The 16324-nt window shown below is 47.4% G+C and carries 14 protein-coding genes; 4 read left to right on the top strand and 10 right to left on the bottom strand.

Going from position 1 to position 16324, the window contains the following annotated elements; translation table 11 throughout:
* Positions 1-45: 45 nt before the first annotated feature.
* Entirely contained in the window at positions 46-3732 is a 3687-nt protein-coding gene (gene purL / locus BUB37_RS07505; RefSeq protein ID WP_072991203.1) for a phosphoribosylformylglycinamidine synthase, read from the bottom strand.
* Positions 3733-3831: 99 nt separating this feature from the next.
* Positions 3832-5043, bottom strand: coding sequence for an RsmB/NOP family class I SAM-dependent RNA methyltransferase (locus BUB37_RS07500; RefSeq protein ID WP_072991200.1), 1212 nt, complete (start codon positions 5041-5043; stop codon positions 3832-3834).
* 82 nt (positions 5044-5125) lie between these two features.
* Between BUB37_RS07500 and BUB37_RS07495 the strand changes: the two genes are divergently transcribed.
* Entirely contained in the window at positions 5126-6154 is a 1029-nt protein-coding gene (locus BUB37_RS07495) for a WD40/YVTN/BNR-like repeat-containing protein (protein WP_072991198.1), read from the top strand.
* A gap of 63 nt (positions 6155-6217) precedes the next feature.
* Here BUB37_RS07495 and BUB37_RS21435 read toward each other — a convergent pair whose 3' ends face one another.
* The 8 genes from BUB37_RS21435 to BUB37_RS07455 form a co-directional block, all read right to left on the bottom strand.
* Positions 6218-6568 (bottom strand): DUF6515 family protein, encoded by a 351-nt coding sequence (locus BUB37_RS21435; RefSeq protein WP_072992632.1) that lies wholly within the window; start codon positions 6566-6568, stop codon positions 6218-6220.
* Between the two features lie 114 nt (positions 6569-6682).
* A complete protein-coding gene (locus BUB37_RS07485; protein WP_072991195.1) occupies positions 6683-7129 on the bottom strand; it encodes a hypothetical protein in 447 nt (148 codons plus the stop codon).
* The gene (locus tag BUB37_RS07480; protein WP_072991192.1) at positions 7122-7634 is read right to left on the bottom strand and encodes a hypothetical protein; all 513 of its coding nucleotides are present in this window, start codon (positions 7632-7634) and stop codon (positions 7122-7124) included. Before BUB37_RS07480 ends, BUB37_RS07485 begins: the two co-directional genes overlap by 8 nt.
* A 33-nt stretch (positions 7635-7667) precedes the next feature.
* A complete protein-coding gene (locus tag BUB37_RS07475; RefSeq protein WP_072991189.1) occupies positions 7668-8210 on the bottom strand; it encodes an RNA polymerase sigma factor in 543 nt (180 codons plus the stop codon).
* Between the two features lie 94 nt (positions 8211-8304).
* Positions 8305-10128: an ABC transporter ATP-binding protein gene (locus tag BUB37_RS07470; RefSeq protein WP_072991185.1), complete on the bottom strand. Its 1824-nt coding sequence runs from the start codon at positions 10126-10128 to the stop codon at positions 8305-8307.
* Positions 10128-11837: a phospho-sugar mutase gene (locus BUB37_RS07465; protein WP_072991182.1), complete on the bottom strand. Its 1710-nt coding sequence runs from the start codon at positions 11835-11837 to the stop codon at positions 10128-10130. The genes BUB37_RS07470 and BUB37_RS07465 overlap by 1 nt, the downstream gene beginning before the upstream one ends.
* Before the next feature lie 31 nt (positions 11838-11868).
* On the bottom strand, positions 11869-12843 hold the full coding sequence (locus tag BUB37_RS07460) for a glycosyltransferase family 2 protein (RefSeq protein WP_072991179.1): 975 nt from the start codon (positions 12841-12843) through the stop codon (positions 11869-11871).
* Between the two features lie 41 nt (positions 12844-12884).
* Positions 12885-13415, bottom strand: a complete 531-nt coding sequence (locus tag BUB37_RS07455) for a DUF4199 domain-containing protein (protein ID WP_072991176.1) — start codon at positions 13413-13415, stop codon at positions 12885-12887.
* Positions 13416-13986: 571 nt separating this feature from the next.
* Here BUB37_RS07455 and BUB37_RS07450 point away from each other — a divergent pair.
* From BUB37_RS07450 to BUB37_RS07435, 3 genes are all read left to right on the top strand, one after another.
* Positions 13987-14355 (top strand): hypothetical protein, encoded by a 369-nt coding sequence (locus BUB37_RS07450; protein WP_139278086.1) that lies wholly within the window; start codon positions 13987-13989, stop codon positions 14353-14355.
* Between the two features lie 302 nt (positions 14356-14657).
* A complete protein-coding gene (locus BUB37_RS07440; protein WP_072991167.1) occupies positions 14658-14951 on the top strand; it encodes a type B 50S ribosomal protein L31 in 294 nt (97 codons plus the stop codon).
* 181 nt (positions 14952-15132) lie between these two features.
* Entirely contained in the window at positions 15133-16308 is a 1176-nt protein-coding gene (locus BUB37_RS07435; protein WP_072991164.1) for a GlmU family protein, read from the top strand.
* Positions 16309-16324 lie beyond the last annotated feature (16 nt).

The raw sequence follows: 16324 nt of genomic DNA, 5'->3' as shown, positions 1-16324 counted from the left end.
AAGGCAGCCTCTTTGATGGTTTTTTATGTTGAAATAAGGTGTTCCTTATTTCTTTTCTATCCACTCCCTCGCATTGACAAAGGCCTCGAGCCAAGGGGAGACCTTGTCGTTTCGGTCTTTCGGATAGTAGGCCCAATTCCATGGGAAGATGGAGCGTTCGATATGGGGCATGGTTACCAAATGCCTTCCGGTTTTGTCACACAACATGGCCGTGTTGAAATCGCTTCCGTTGGGATTGGAGGGATAGCCCTCGTAGCCGTATTTGGCGACGATCTCGTAGTGGCTTTCCGGTAGGGGCAGGCTAAATTTGCCTTCCCCGTGGGAAATCCATACGCCTAAGGTAGTTCCGGCCAAACTGGAAAGCATCACCGAGTTGTTCTCCTGTATTTTTACCGAGGTAAAATTGCTTTCGTGTTTGTGCGAATCGTTATAGGTCATTCGACCGTGGGTCTCGTGGTCGGGATTGATCAAATCGAGTTCCATAAACAATTGGCATCCGTTACAGATACCAATGGATAGGGTATCGGGCCTGGCGAAGAAGTTCCTTATCGCCGTATTGGCCTTTTCATTGTATTTGATGGCCCCCGCCCAGCCTTTGGCGCTTCCCAATACATCGGAGTTGGAAAAACCCCCAACGGCCCCGATAAATTGAATGTCTTCAAGTGTTTCGCGGCCCGAGATCAGGTCGGTCATATGCACGTCCTTCACGTCAAAACCGGCCAAGTACATGGCATGGGCCATTTCCCTTTCGGAGTTGCTTCCCTTTTCCCTCAAAATGGCCGCCTTTGGCCTGGAGGAGGAAGTGAGTTTAAAATTCTCCAAATCTATTCGCGGTTTTGAGGGAAAGGAATAGGAGAGGGGCTGAACCTTGTAATTGTCGTACCGGGCTTTGGCCAGGTTGTTTGCCGTCTGCCTGTCGTCCAATAAATAGGAGGTCTTGAACCATACATCGCGCAAAGAATCAATGTTTAGGCCCATTTCCATACCGTTGTTCTTAAGGGTCAGCTTGCTTTCCGAAGTAACTTCCCCGATTTTCCTGTAATCGATGTTCTGTTCGGAAAGATAGGTTTCCACACGGGCATCCTTGGCTTGAAAAACAATACTCGCATTTTCTGAAAACAGTAGCTTTATAGTATCCTCCTCCTTAAGGTCCGACAGGTCTAGGGCGGCCCCCAAATCGGTATCGGCAAAGCACATTTCGAGAAGGGTGGTGATCAAACCGCCCGAGGCCACATCGTGACCGGCGATTATATCGCCCTTGCGGATCAGTTTTTGAACGGTATTGAATACCGTTTTGAAATAGGGGGCGTCGACAATGGTCGGAGCCTCGCTCCCAATGGCGTTACGTACCTGTGCGAAGGAAGAGCCGCCCAGTTTATAAGCGTCTTTTGATAGGTTGATGTAGTAAATGGGTCCCCCTTCTTTTTGAAAAACGGGTTCCACTACCTTGGTGATGTCGTCGCAATGGGCCGCGGCCGAAATGATAACGGTACCCGGGGCGATGACTTCTCCGTCCTTATATTTTTGCTTCATCGAAAGGGAGTCTTTTCCCGTGGGCACGTTGATGCCCAGCTCGATGGCGAAATCGGAAACGGCCTGGACCGCTTCGTACAACCGTGCATCTTCCCCTTCGTTTTTGCAGGGCCACATCCAGTTGGCCGACAGCGACACTGATTTCAGGCCCTCTTTCAAGGGGGCCCAAACAAGGTTCGTCAAGGCTTCGGCGATACTGTTCTTGCTACCGGCGGCGGGAGCGATAAGTGCCGAAACGGGGGAGTGGCCTATACTCGTGGCGATTCCTTCCTTACCCTTAAAATCCAAGGCCATTACGGCGCAGTCGTTCAAGGGAAGTTGCAAGGGGCCTGCGCATTGTTGTTTTGCCACCCGGCCGCCGACGCAACGGTCTACCTTGTTCGTTAGCCAATCTTTACAGGCTACCGCTTCCAATTGTAAGACCTGCTCGAGGTAATCGTGAAAGAATTCCAGGGAATATTCGGGTTCTTTATAGTTGCGTGCGATACGGGTATCCTCCATGGTGGTTTTCGGGGAGCTTCCGAAGATGTCCGATAGGTTGACGTCCATGGGTTTTTCACCGGTGGTCTTCGATTCAAAGGTAAAGCGGTCGTCGCCGGTTACATCGCCCACTTCGTACATCGGGGAGCGTTCCCGTTCCGCGATCCGTTGAAGTAGATCGATATTTTTCTCGCCGATTACCAGTCCCATACGTTCTTGCGACTCGTTTCCGATAATTTCTTTTGCCGATAATGTGGGGTCGCCGACCGGAAGCTTGTCCAAATCGATTTTTCCGCCTGTATCTTCCACCAATTCAGAAAGGCAGTTCAAGTGGCCACCGGCACCGTGATCGTGAATGGAAACGATGGGGTTTTCGTCGCTCTCTACCATGCCCCTGACCGCATTTGCCGCCCTTTTCTGCATTTCGGGATTGGAACGCTGAACGGCGTTCAGTTCAATGGCCGAGCTGAACTCGCCCGTGTCTGCACTCGATACGGCCGCCCCGCCCATTCCAATTCGGTAGTTATCGCCTCCGAGGATCACAATCTTATCACCGACTTGCGGCGTTTCCTTCAGGGCCTGTTCGGCCTTGCCATAGCCAACGCCCCCGGCCTGCATGATTACCTTGTCGTAACCCAATCTTCTCGCCTTATCGGCGGCCTGGTCTTTGTTTTCATCGTGCTCGAAGGTCAATACGGAGCCCGCGATAAGCGGTTGTCCGAATTTGTTTCCGAAGTCGGAGGCCCCGTTGGAGGCCTTGATCAGGATGTCCATCGGGGTTTGGTAAAGCCAATCGCGCTCGGGCATGGCCTGCTCCCAAGGGCGGTCTTTTACGAGGCGGGAATAAGCCGTCATATAGACGGCGGTACCGGCCAAGGGCAAAGACCCCTTTCCGCCGGCAAGGCGATCGCGAATTTCACCGCCCGATCCGGTCGCTGCCCCGTTAAAGGGCTCTACCGTAGTCGGGAAGTTGTGGGTCTCCGCCTTTAGGGATATGACCGATTCAAATTCCTTTTCTTCGTAAAAATCGGGAACGTCGGCCCTTTTCGGGGCGAATTGTACCGCTTTGGGCCCCTTTATAAAGGCAACATTGTCTTTATAGGCCGAAACGATGTCGTTCGGATTTTTTTCCGAGGTCTTCTTTATGAGTTTGAAAAGCGAACTCGGCATTTCCTCGCCATCGATCACAAAAGTGCCGTTGAATATTTTATGGCGGCAGTGCTCGGAATTTACCTGACTGAACCCGAACACCTCGGAGTCGGTCAATTTGCGGCCCATTTTTTCCGCCAGCTTATTCAAATAATCGACTTCCTCGTCGCTTAGGGCAAGCCCTTCTTTCTCGTTGTAGGCCGCAATGTCGGCGATTTCCAAAATAGGTTCGGGATTAACATCGATATGGAAGATCTTTTGGTCCAGACCTTTGAACTTTTGCGACAACATGGGGTCGAAATCGATAAAATCTTCCGTAACCGCTTGAAACTCTTCGATACGGACAATTCCTGAAATACCCATATTTTGGGTGATTTCGGTTGCATTGGTACTCCACGGCGTAATCATTGCGGCCCGGGGGCCAACAAAAAAGGCGTCGAGTGACGCCGCGTTCAGTTTAGGTCGGTTGCCGAACAACCATATAAGTTTGTTTGTATCTTCTTGGGAAAGTTCGCCTGTAGTTTGTACAGCGAAAACTTTGGTACTGGCATCACCGAAAAAAAAGACCATTGAATTTATGAATTGTTGGATTTAAGAAAGCACAAATTTACAGCTTTTAACCCAATCCATTTCCAAGAAAAGTTAACAGTTTTTCGGCGAAATTGTTGATTACTTCTTCTGTAGCAAGGCCATATAAAATCCATCGAAACCACTTTTAGAGGCAAAGATCTTCCTTTCTTCGACCAAACTAAAGTCCTTGCCCTCTTCGGCGGCCAAGAACGATTGTACCTGATCGGCGTTCTCCTGGGGCAGTATGGAGCAGGTGGCATAGACCATTTTGCCCCCCGGTTTTACAATTTTGCTGTAGCTGCGCAGGATCTCTTGTTGGGTATTGATGATCTTTTCAAGAAAGTCGGGCCGTAGCTTCCATTTGGTGTCGGGATTTCTTCTGATGACCCCAAGTCCCGTACAAGGGGCATCGATAAGCACCCGGTCGGCCGTTCCGTAGAGTTTCTTAAAAACCTTGGTAGAGTCGATTTCCCGTGTTTCGATGTTATGGGCACCGTTTCTACGCGCCCTTCGTTTTAATTCCTTGAGCTTGCTGCCATAAACATCCATCGAGATCAGATGGCCCTTGTTTTGCATCAGGGCGGCCAAGTGCAGCGATTTTCCCCCGGCACCGGCGCAAGTGTCCACTACACGCTGGCCCGGTTTTACGTCCAACAACTCGGCGACCAGCTGCGAAGAGGCGTCCTGTACTTCAAAAAGGCCGTTTTTGAAGGCATCGGTAACGAAAACATTGGCACGTTCGGGAAGGCGTAGGGCCAGGGGGTACCCTTTTATGGGTTCGGCCACGATGCCCTCGTCCAACAAGGCTTTCCTTAATTTTTCCTTCGTCGTTTTTAGGGTGTTGGTACGCAATATAACTTCGGCCTGCTGGTTCAGGGCGGCTATTTCTTTCGTCCATAGCTTTTCGCCCAGGGCCTTGGCGCATAGTTCGTCGATCCAGTCGGGTAGGGCTTCACGGTATTTCCTGATTTTTGAGAGCTCGTCGAACCGGCCTTTGATCCTTCGTTCGGGAGTGGGTTCGATCTGTTTCCAGTCGGGTAGTTTGATTCCTTTCAAAACCGCCCAAACGGCCCACATCCTAAAAAGGTCTTGCCTGCTGAAAGGGGCCTTTACCTCGGCAATTTCGGCATACAACCTTTTGTAGCGGACCATCTCGTATGTGGTCTCCGCAATAAAACCACGGTCGCGCGACCCCCACCTCTTGTCGAACTTCAACACTTTTTGTACCACCTTATCGGCATATTCGCCTTCGTTGAAGATGAGGTTAAGGGCGTCTATAACGGCAAAGACCAGGTTGCGATGTAATTTCATAGAATAAGGTGCTAAAAAAAAGATGCTTGCAAAGGTATTGCATTCGGTTTGAATCGCTGTATTTTTGACAAACTTTATACGTATGCGTCTTATTATCTTCCTAGCTCTTGGCGTTTGCCTGTTATCGTGTAACGAAAAAGAGACCAAACAAGCCTTTTCGAAAGTTACGGTCAATACCTTGTACGAAGACTCGCTGAGTATCAGGGCCATTGAACTTATGGGAGGCAGCTTGGCCTTTGCGGGCAACAACGGTGTTTTCGGGAGCATTGACCTAAGAACGGGGCAAGTGCGGACGAATGTTCAGCAATTCGATTCCATTACACCCGAATTTAGGGCCGTTGCCCACACCTCGAACGATTTTTTTATGTTGTCGGTGGCCACCCCCGCCCTGTTGTACAAAACAGGGGGGAAGGGCCGGATGGAACTGGTTTACAAAGAGGAGGGTGAGGCCGTTTTCTACGACGCCATGACCTTTTGGAACGACCAGGAGGGCATTGCCATCGGCGACAGCATCGAAGGCTGTATGGGCATCGTTATAACAAGGGACGGGGGACGTACCTGGAATAAGGTAGAGTGTGCCGACCTACCTAAGGCCGTGGAAGGGGAAGGGGCCTTTGCGGCCAGTAATACGAACATCGAGGTAATGGGCGATAAGACTTGGGTGGCCACAACCGCCGGACGTATTTATTTTTCGCCTGACAAGGGAAAATCGTGGGAAGTTCAAAATACGCCCATGGTGAGCAAAGAACCCACCCAGGGCATTTATTCCATAGACTTTTACGATGAAAATCTTGGCGTGGCGATAGGAGGCGATTACACCCGGCCCGAAGCGAATACGGCGAACAAGGCCATCACCAGGGATGGCGGGGCCACCTGGCAATTGATCGCCGATGGGCAAACCCCGGCATATAAGAGCTGTATTCAATTTGTACCAAATTCGGGCGGAAAGGAAATGGTGGCTTTGGGCTTTACGGGGATAGCGTACTCCGCCGACCAAGGGAACACGTGGAAAGAGCTTAGTGGTGAGCCTTTCTACACCCTTCGGTTTCTCAACGATTCGGTCGCCTATGCGGCTGGGAAGAACCGGATTTCGAGCTTGGTCTTTCAATAAAAAAAATCCGGACAAATACGGGAGGGCGCATTGTCCGGATGATATAATCGGTTTGCTTAAGGCCTATAGACGTACGACCACATAGGTACCGCCCCTTTTTTGGTAATGTACGCCATTGAACTTATAGAATTTACGTCCTTTGACGACGACCACTTTATTGCCCCTGGGCAGGCTTCTTACGGCAAGACCTACGGGCGGGCGGACGACGACCAACCTTCTTCCGCGGGTAATGTACCATTTTCCATTCCTAAAATGGTAGGTACGGCCCTTGAATACGACTGTTTTGGTGGCTGCCCTGCGGACAGTTGTGTTAGTTTCTATGGCAATTTTGTCTGAAGTGGGAGTTGCTTTGGCAAAAGCGGAACTGGCACCCATCAACGCGAGAACGACAAGTAAAACTTTAAGATTTTTCATAGTCTTTAATTTTAAGGGTTTATACTTTTTTGATGGTGCAGAAAGCAAAAGGTTTAATGAGAAAAAGAGGCCGAAAGGCCTCTTTTAGTGTATTTTATCGAAAAGTTTCAGTGGTCAACGGTTGCCCCGTCTTTCGCGATATTGTTTGATCAGGTGCTTTTTGAACTCCTCTTCGGAACGCAGCAGCAACAAGGTTTTTTTGGCCGTGATCACTTTGCTGACCGCATTGAGGTAGTCGCGTTCGATTTCCTCTTCCTTTTCTTCAAAGCTGAGGTATTTTTTTAGGATACTTTTGGCCTCGTCCTCGGATAGGACATCGGTGTCCCTGATCTTCGAACGGATTTCGGAAACCTCCCTTCGGCGCAAGGCCTCCCTGTCTTCCTCATATTTGTTGTAAAGGGGCCAGAATGCCTGGGCTTCCTTACTGGAGAGGTCTAAGCGCTCTGTGATAAAAGCTATTTTTAAGGATCTAATCTTGTCCTTCTTATGTTTGTCCTGTGCATGGAAGAGACTGGTGGCAAATAGAAATGCGACCAGTAGTATTGTTCTTGTCCTATTCATTGTAATCAAGGTTTAAGGCTTCAAAGTCTTCGATATTCTCGGTAAGGTAATCTACCATTTGCTCTTCGGCGAAACGGTTCTCCATAATATCGTACACCTCCAATTCGTCTACAGGTATAACTTCGGCCAGTTCGTATGTGCTCAATTCTATTTCGTTGTTCTCAAAATAACGGTCGATATCCGAAACGGCCAGACTTTCGAACGAGGGTTCCGTGTCCGATTTTAAGTTTATAACGATGGCAACCAGTAGTATAGCCGCAATTGAGGCCGCTACATAGTAGAATTTTTTATAGGGATTCAGTTTAATGACCTTGGGTTCGTCGGTTTCAAGTTTTTTGAGAATGCTCTCGTGAACGGAGTCGAAATACCCTTCGGGAACCGAGAAACCTTCATCCTTTGGGATGTCGGATATCCCTTCGGATAATTTGGCCCTTAACCTGGATTCAAAACTTTCGAAATAGTTTTCGGGAGTTTTGAACGGATTTTTTTTGTTCATTTTGTTCATAGCTATTATTTGACACTCAAATAATTAAAAGGTTTAATCTTCTTTTAAAAAGGCTTCTATTTTTTTTACCGCTAAATGGTAGGAAGCCTTTAGTCCGCCTACGGAAGTTTCCAGGATTTCTGAAATTTCCTCATATTTCATTTCCTGAAAATACTTCATGTTAAAGACCAGTTTTTGCTTTTCGGGCAGGGAGGCTATGGCCTTTTGTAGTTTTAACTGTATCTCGTCCCCTTCAAAATATACGTCGGCCTCGAGGTTTTGGACCAAGCGTTCCTGTGTTTCCGAATCGCCTATACCGCTGTGTTTGGCCTTTTTTTTCAAGAACGAAAGCGCTTCGTTGGTCGCGATGCGGTACATCCAAGTATAGAGCTTGCTCTCCCCTTTAAAATTGGCAATGTTCCTGTAGACCTTGATGAAGGTATTCTGCAACACATCGTCGGCATCATCGTGGTTTAGGACGATTCTTCGAATATGCCAGTACAAGGGCTCTTTGTAGGTGTTCACCAACACTTCAAAGGCATCAGCCTGGCTATCCCTTTGTTTTAATTGCCTTACCAAGGTTTCCTCTGCAATCAATACGTCTGCTTTAGGTTTAACAATAAGACTCTAAAGTTACGCAAAGGTTTAGTCGGGAATAAGAAAATGATGTCTATGTTTGGAAAAATGATGTCTATCCCAAAGATTGCATGGCCACCAGTTTGCTGTAGGTGCCGTTTTTTGCAAGCAGTTCCGAATGTGTGCCTTGCTCGACGATTTCCCCTTTTTGGAGTACGACTATGGTATTGGCGTTTTGAATGGTCGAAAGTCGGTGGGCAATAACAATTGAGGTGCGGTTTTGCATCATTTTCTCCAGGGCGTCCTGTACCAAGCGTTCGCTCTCGGTATCGAGGGCCGAGGTGGCCTCGTCGAGTATCATGATGGGTGGATTCTTCAGTACGGCCCTGGCAATGGATAGACGCTGCTTTTGACCGCCGCTGAGTTTGTTGCCGCTATCCCCTATGTTGGTGTCGTACCCCTTGGGCAGCTGGGTAATAAAGTCGTGGGCATTGGCGATTTTGGCGGCCGCCATAATTTCTTCTTGGGTAGCGTTTTCCTTTCCTAAAGCAATATTGTTGGCTACGGTGTCATTGAATAAAATGGAATCTTGGGTAACGAGCCCCATAAGGCCGCGCAGCGATTTTTTGGAAATGTCCTTAATATTACGCCCGTCAATGGAAATTTCCCCTTCGTTCACATCGTAGAAACGGGTTACTAGATTGGCTATGGTGCTTTTACCGCTGCCCGATTGGCCTACCAGGGCCACTGTGTTGCCTTTGGGTACGCTAAGGCTAAAGTTTTTTAATACGTATTCGTCTTCGTATTTGAACGAGATGTTCTCCAGTTCTATGCCTTGGTCAAAACTGGATTTCTCTACAGCACCGGCCTTGTCGACAATGGGGTTCTCGGTCTCCAGTATTTCCAAAACCCGTTCGGCCGCGGCATTGCCTTTTTTTACCCCGTAAGAGGCCTTGCTGATCGATTTTGCCGGGGTGAGGATGTTGTAGGCCAGTCCCATATAGGCGATGAACGATGAGGGGTCGAGGGTTTTGTCGACCAAGACCATTTTACCGCCGAACCACAGCAGTACGCCTATCACCAGAATGCCCAGGAACTCGCCCGTTGGCGAAGCCAGGTTCTGGCGGTTGAGCAAGGAGTTCGAAAACTTAAAGAAGCGGAGGGTCGATTTTTCGAATAGCCGGGAAAAGTACGATTCTGAATTAAAGGCCTTTATGACGCGCAGGCCGCCCAAGGTCTCCTCGACGATCGAAAGAAACTCGCCCTGTTCCCTTTGTACGCGATCGGATTTTTTCTTCAACGATTTACCGATCCTTGAGATGATCGTACCTGCAATGGGGATAAATACAAATACGAAAATGGTGAGCTTGGTGCTTATACCGAACATGATAATGATCGTAAACAAGATCGTTAAGGGTTCGCGTACGATCAATTCGAGGATGGAAAGAAAGGAATGTTGGATTTCGAGCACATCGGAGGTGATGCGTGCGATAACGTCACCCTTTCTTTTTTCGGAATAAAAGGATATGGGAAGCTCCACGATTTTTTGGTACATCTTGTTCCGAATGTCCTTCAGTACGCCGTTCCGGAGAAAGGTAATGAAGTACATGGCCAAGTAGTTGAAGAAATTCTTCAGAAGGAAAAGTACCAATACCAGACCGATGACCAATATAAGTCCCTTCATTTCATCATCGCCCGAATATTCGGTGACCTTGAAGTTGATCAAGGCCTGAAGATAGTCCTTTAGATTACCGAAACCGGTATATACGGGCGCTTCAAAAACCCGGTTTTCGGGTTTGAACAATACGTCGAGCATCGGAATCAGTGCCGCAAACGAAAGGGCGCTGAACAAGGCGTAGAGTATGTTGAAAAAAATGTTGAGGTATCCGTATTTGCTATAAGGTTTGGCAAACTGTAGAATTTTCTTAAAGTACTCCATTAACCCAAGTTGAGTTCGTCCAAAATAGTTTGGATTTTTTTATCGAGTTCGGCCGATACTTTCTTGAAGTCGTCCGCCTTGTCAAGTTTTGCGTTCGTGCTGATGTAAAACTTTACCTTGGGTTCGGTTCCACTTGGCCTTGCGGCGATACGCGTACCGTCTTCGGTTTCGTAGATGAGAACGTTCGATTTTGGGATATCGATAGCCTTCTCTTCACCGGTAAGTACGTTCTTGGCTATGGACGTGTTGTAATCCTCTATCCATTTTACCTTTGAACCGGCCACCGAGGAAACCGGGTTTTCCTTGAAGTCCTTCAGCATTTGCTTGATTTCCTCGGCACCGCTCATGCCTTTTTTGGTGATGGAGATCAGTTTCTCCTTATAAAATCCGTAATCGACGTAGCAATCGATCAAATCTTTGTAAAAGGAACTTCCGTTCGCTTTTGCCTGGGAAGCGATTTCACAGGCGAGCAGGGTAGAGGTAACGGCATCCTTGTCGCGTACGAAGTCGCCCACCATATAGCCAAAACTCTCCTCTCCGCCACCGATAAATTTCGATTCGGGGAAGTCCTTGATCATTTTACCGATCCATTTGAACCCGGTAAGTGAAGTCTTGAACTCGACACCATAGGCCTTGGCCATGGCCTCCATCATGGGGGTTGAGACAATGGTAGTGGCTATAAATTCGTTGCCTTTAAAGCCTTTTTGTTTTTGTTTTTCCAAGAGGAACTTGGTCATCAATATCATGGCCTGGTTGCCATTTACGATTTCCATTTTTCCGTCGAGGTTTCGAACTGCAATACCTAAACGGTCGCTGTCGGGGTCGGTACCTACCACCATGTCGGCACCGATTTCTTCCGCTTTGGCAACGGCCATGGACAGGGCTTCGGACTCTTCGGGGTTGGGCGACTTTACCGTCGGGAAATTTCCGTCGGGTTCGGCCTGTTCCTCTATGATGGTCACGTTCTTATAACCGGCCCTTTTTAACACTTCGGGGATAGCGGTAATAGACGTACCGTGTAACGATGTGAAGACGATCTTAAAATCGTCTTTGCCCGGGGCATTAAAGTTTCCATTGGCCACCGAGGCTTCAAAAAAGGCCTCGTCTACCTCGGTATCGATAAGTTGGATCAAATCTTCGTTGGCCGTAAAATTGATGTCTTCGTAGGAAAGCGCATTGATTTCGGCGATAATTTCCCCGTCCTGGGGCGGCACGATCTGTCCGCCATCGGTCCAATACACTTTGTAACCGTTGTATTCCGGCGGGTTGTGCGAAGCTGTAAGGACAATGCCGGCATGGCAGTTCAAGTGGCGCACGGCGAAGGAAAGCTCGGGCGTGGTCCTCAGGCTGGAGAACAGGTATACGTTTATGCCGTTGGCGGAAAGCACTTCGGCCACTGTTCGGGCCAAGGTGTCGCTGTTGTTCCGGCAATCAAAGGCGATGACGACCTTTAGGTCTTCCCCGTCATATGCCTTTTTTAGGTAGTTGCTCAGGCCCTGGGTGCTTTTGCCCAAGGTATATTTGTTGATTCTGTTGGTGCCTACGCCCATAACGCCACGCATGCCTCCGGTACCGAACTCCATGTTTTTGTAGAAGCGGTCTTTCAGTTCGTCGGTATCATTGGCGATCAGGTATTCAATTTCCTTTTTTACTTCCGGGTCGAAAAAATCGGTCAACCAGGTCTTGGCAGTGTTTAGAATCGTATCCATAGTTTATGGTGGTATATTTTAGTTTTTAAATTTAAGAAGAATATTGTTGTTTAAGTGGGTCGACATTGATTTCTTCCGAAACGGTATACCGGGCCTCGTTTTTTCGGGAACGTATCAAAATCTCACCTAAAAATCCGGCCAAAAACAACTGGGTTCCTATGATCATGGCAGTGAGCGAGATAAAAAACTGGGGCCTGTCGGTAATCAACCGGCCGTAGGGGTTGATAAATAGTTTGTCGATGCCCAAATAGAGGGCGAAACCAAAGCCGATGATGAACATGAGGACGCCCAAGGCCCCGAACAAGTGCATGGGTTGGCGGCCGAACTTCGAGACGAACCAAATGGTCAACAGATCGAGAAAACCGTTGATAAAACGTTCCATGCCAAATTTGGTGCTGCCGTATTTTCGGGCCTGGTGGCGCACCACCTTTTCCCCGATTTTGCCAAAGCCCGCATTTTTGGCCAGCACGGGAATGTACCTGTGCATTTCGCCCGAAACCTCTATGTTCTTGATCACTTTATGGTCAAAGGCCTTCAGTCCGCAATTAAAGTCGTGCAGTTTTACGCCCGAGGTCGTGCGGGCGGCCCAATTGAACAATTTGGAGGGAAGGTTCTTGGAGATGACCGAATCGTACCTTTTCTTTTTCCACCCGGAGACCATATCGAATTTATCTTCCTTGATCAGGCGGTAAAGTTCCGGAATTTCCTCGGGGTTGTCTTGCAGGTCGGCATCCATGGTAATCACCACATCGCCCTGTGCGGCCTTGAAGCCGGCGTGCAAGGCTTGGGACTTTCCAAAATTCTTAACGAAACGAATACCCTTTACGTGCTTGTTCTGACTTGCCAAACGGTCTATCCGTTTCCAAGAGCCGTCGGTACTACCGTCGTCTATGAAAATAATCTCGTACGAATAACCGTTGGAATCCATTACGCCAACGATCCAATCGTGCAATTCGATGAGGGATTCTTCTTCGTTAAGAAGGGGTATTACGATGGAAAGATCCATTGAGTTATGCTATAGGTCTGCCCAAAAATACAACTTTGCAATCAATACTCGGGTTTTTGTTTTTTTAGGATCAAGGCGGGAAACAAGGAGCCGACAAACCCAATGAAAAGATTAAAAATAAGTCCTCCCGCAACCTTCCAAAGTACATTGGGGTTTTTTTGGCTTTCCATTTGCTTGTCTATGGCTTCCGGATCCATTCCCGATTCCAACATCATGTTCGTTGCATATTCTATGGCCTTCTGTTCCATTTCGGGATCGATGACCTTGGTCAGTACAAAACTGAAAATTATGCCGATAATACCCGATATCAAGGCCATTCCTATACCGATTTTCATTCCTTCGCCAAAACTGACGTATCCGTTGTTTTGTTTTTTGAATTCCTTGATCCCAATGATCGACCCCACAACTATAAAGATCAAGCCAAGGCCTATGGTAAACAATATGCGTTTTATGTCAATCTGGTAATGAAGGTCTTGGGAATACAGCATGAGGTTGAACACAATGCCGATAATCCCTATAATTAGCCCATATTTTAGTGCGATTTTCCCCGTTTTGGGTTGATTGTCTTCCATTTTAGTATATTTAGGTTGTTGTTGTACAGTTGTATGAGTGATTTAAATCATCTTTTTGTTACATTGCGGTGATTAAAATCTTAATTTGGATTGAAATATAGGGTTTTGCGTATCTGTGCCATAAGGTGTAATCGTCTTAAAAACAATCGCTTATGAATGCTTTGCTCGGCAAAGATAGGATAGAAACGGAAATTGTTCCTTCTATTACGTAAACAAAATGGGGATTTTCTTCAACGGTTCCCCCGACCGTAAATCTTCAATGTGTTATTCTGTAGGCCCTAGATAGGGTTTAAATTGGAGTCGAATTCCGTGAAGGGCCCTTTAGGGGTGCTACTCCCCGTAATCGCTCTATCGGCCATATAGCCCGAACGGTTCCTTTTGGATGTGATCGGGGCGGCCCGTAATACCGATAGGCGTAGGGCATACCAAGGTTGGGGATGTCGCCGAACCGACCTGATAAGGGCAAAGGGAGTTGGGAAAGAGGTAGCGGTCTGCTTTTTTGTGGTACGGGTAGAAGAAAAATGAGTAAGAATTAGAGTTCAAATATGTATTAATGTTATAAATTTTAAAAATGAAAACGAGACTATTATTCCCATTACTATTGATAATTATAAATATGGGGTGTATCGAAGACGATGGGGAAGAAGAACAATCGGAATGTGCCAAGGAATGGATCGAATTCTTGGAAGGTTATGACGAAAGCTACGATCAACAAATTGCGAAAATCAGAAATCCCGACGGTACCTATTATACCTTGGAACAGTGTGAGGCCCAATTGCGACTTGCCCAGGCTTTTTTGGAGGAAGTGGAACAAGAGGAAGAAGACTTTAACACCGATTCCCGTTGTAGCGATAAGGAAAAATTTGATATCAACAATATTTTTGAGAGGCTGATATTGGAATATGAGGCGGATGTGGCTATCACCTATGATTGTGAGTAAAGCGGAGGTTTAAAGCCCTACCGGTTGTTTGTCTTGGGGTGGAGGCATCTTCGGCCCAAGGTTTGTTGGTGTTTTTGGGATTCGGAAGCGGTACAGTTGCTAAGCTGTTGGCGCAAACCCGTATACCTTGCCCTTTTTGTTATCGCAAAGGTCGGCTCGCCCTTGTTTGATGAACTTGATAATTTTTTTTGGATACTAGGGCTCTTTTTTTTGGCTTTAAGATTGTAGGTTAAGGAAAAAAGGCTAAATTTGCAGCCTTAAAATGAGTGCCTGTTGGAATGGGTGCGTTAAATTTTAGAAGAATGAAAAAGAATATACACCCAGAAAATTATAGGTTGGTCGCCTTTAAGGACATGTCGAACGACGATGTGTTTTTGACTAAATCTACCGCGGAAACCAAGGAAACTATCGAAGTGGATGGTGTTGAGTATCCTTTGGTAAAACTTGAAATCTCGAGAACCTCGCATCCCTTTTACACAGGAAAAGCCAAATTCTTGGATACGGCAGGACGTATCGACAAGTTCAAGAGCAAGTACGAGAAATTTAAGAAGAAACCTGCTGCCAAGGCTGAAGATGCCGAAGCGGATAAAAAATAAGCCGGTTTTTAATATATATAAGACGCCTTCGATACACCGAAGGCGTTTTTTGTTGGGGGTATTTGACAATGAGGAAGTTGTTCTATTTGGACTTTATTTTTTGTTTCCCTGACCAGTTGGCAATATTTCAAGGCTTTTATCGTCTTTAGATTACGTAATTTTATCGAAAGTTGACTAACTAATGAACTATATACTTTTTGACGGTACGGTAAGGGAAAACCTCTTGCCCTTTACCTTTACCCGCCCCGTGGCCGATATACGAATAGGGATCCTTACCATTCGCGAAAAATGGGAAAAGTATCTGGGCTATACGACCACTACGATTACCGAAGACTACCTTTCCGAAAAATATCCTATGGTCGAAATGGAGGAAAACGTACTTATAAACGCATCCTTTCTTCCGAACCGGACCCTCGTCGAGATGGTCACCGGGCTAAGGGAAAACGAGGCCATATTTCAAGGGGAGGAGGTCATAGCCTTTTACGCCCGGGAAACCCAGGAAGAGGTCGACTTTTCTAGCTATAGGCATATAGAGTATGAAGGAGAGGCGCTACGCGTTGTCAATACATGGGATATCTTTTCGAAGAACGATCGGGCCCTTCAGGAAGATTTCGACCTTTTGACCGAAGGACGGGAAAGCGCTCCCATTTCAAATACAAATACCCTAATCCACCCAGAACGCATTTTTGCCGAAGAGGGGGCCCAGGTCGAGCACAGTATCCTGAACGCCACGGACGGACCCATTTATCTGGGAAGGGATTCCCAGGTTTGGGAAGGTAACCTCATACGTGGAGCCTTCGCCCTTTGCAACAATGCCGTTGTAAAAATGGGGGCCAAAATATACGGGGCCACTACGGTCGGGCCCTATGGCAAGGTTTGCGGTGAGATAAGCAATTCGGTAATTTTTGGCTATTCGAGCAAAGGCCATGAAGGTTATTTGGGCAATGCCGTCTTGGGCGAATGGTGCAATATCGGTGCCGATTCGAACAACTCCAACCTCAAGAACAACTACGCCAAGGTAAGGCTGTGGAATTATGCGACCGAACGTTTTGAGCAAACGGGACTCCAGTTTTGTGGCTTGATGATGGGCGATCATAGCAAAACGGCCATCAATACCATGTTCAATACGGGTACGGTCATAGGGGTCAACTGCAATATCTATGTGCCGGGTTTTCCGAGGAACTTCGTTCCCAGTTTTAGCTGGGGAGGGGCTTCGGGGTTTTCGACCTATGCGCCGGCAAAGGCTTTCGACGCCGCCAAGGTAATGATGGCCAGAAGGGGAGTGGAGTTCGGCGAACAGGATGCCAAGATATTGGAACACGTATTCGAACTGACCAAAAAATGGCGTAATTATTAAGGGAAGGTACGTATCC

The sequence above is a fragment of the Pseudozobellia thermophila genome, from assembly GCF_900141855.1.
GTDB classification, from domain to species: Bacteria; Bacteroidota; Bacteroidia; order Flavobacteriales; family Flavobacteriaceae; genus Pseudozobellia; species Pseudozobellia thermophila.
Note: the sequence above shows the minus strand (reverse complement) of the source record. Positions and strands in the feature narration are given on the sequence as shown.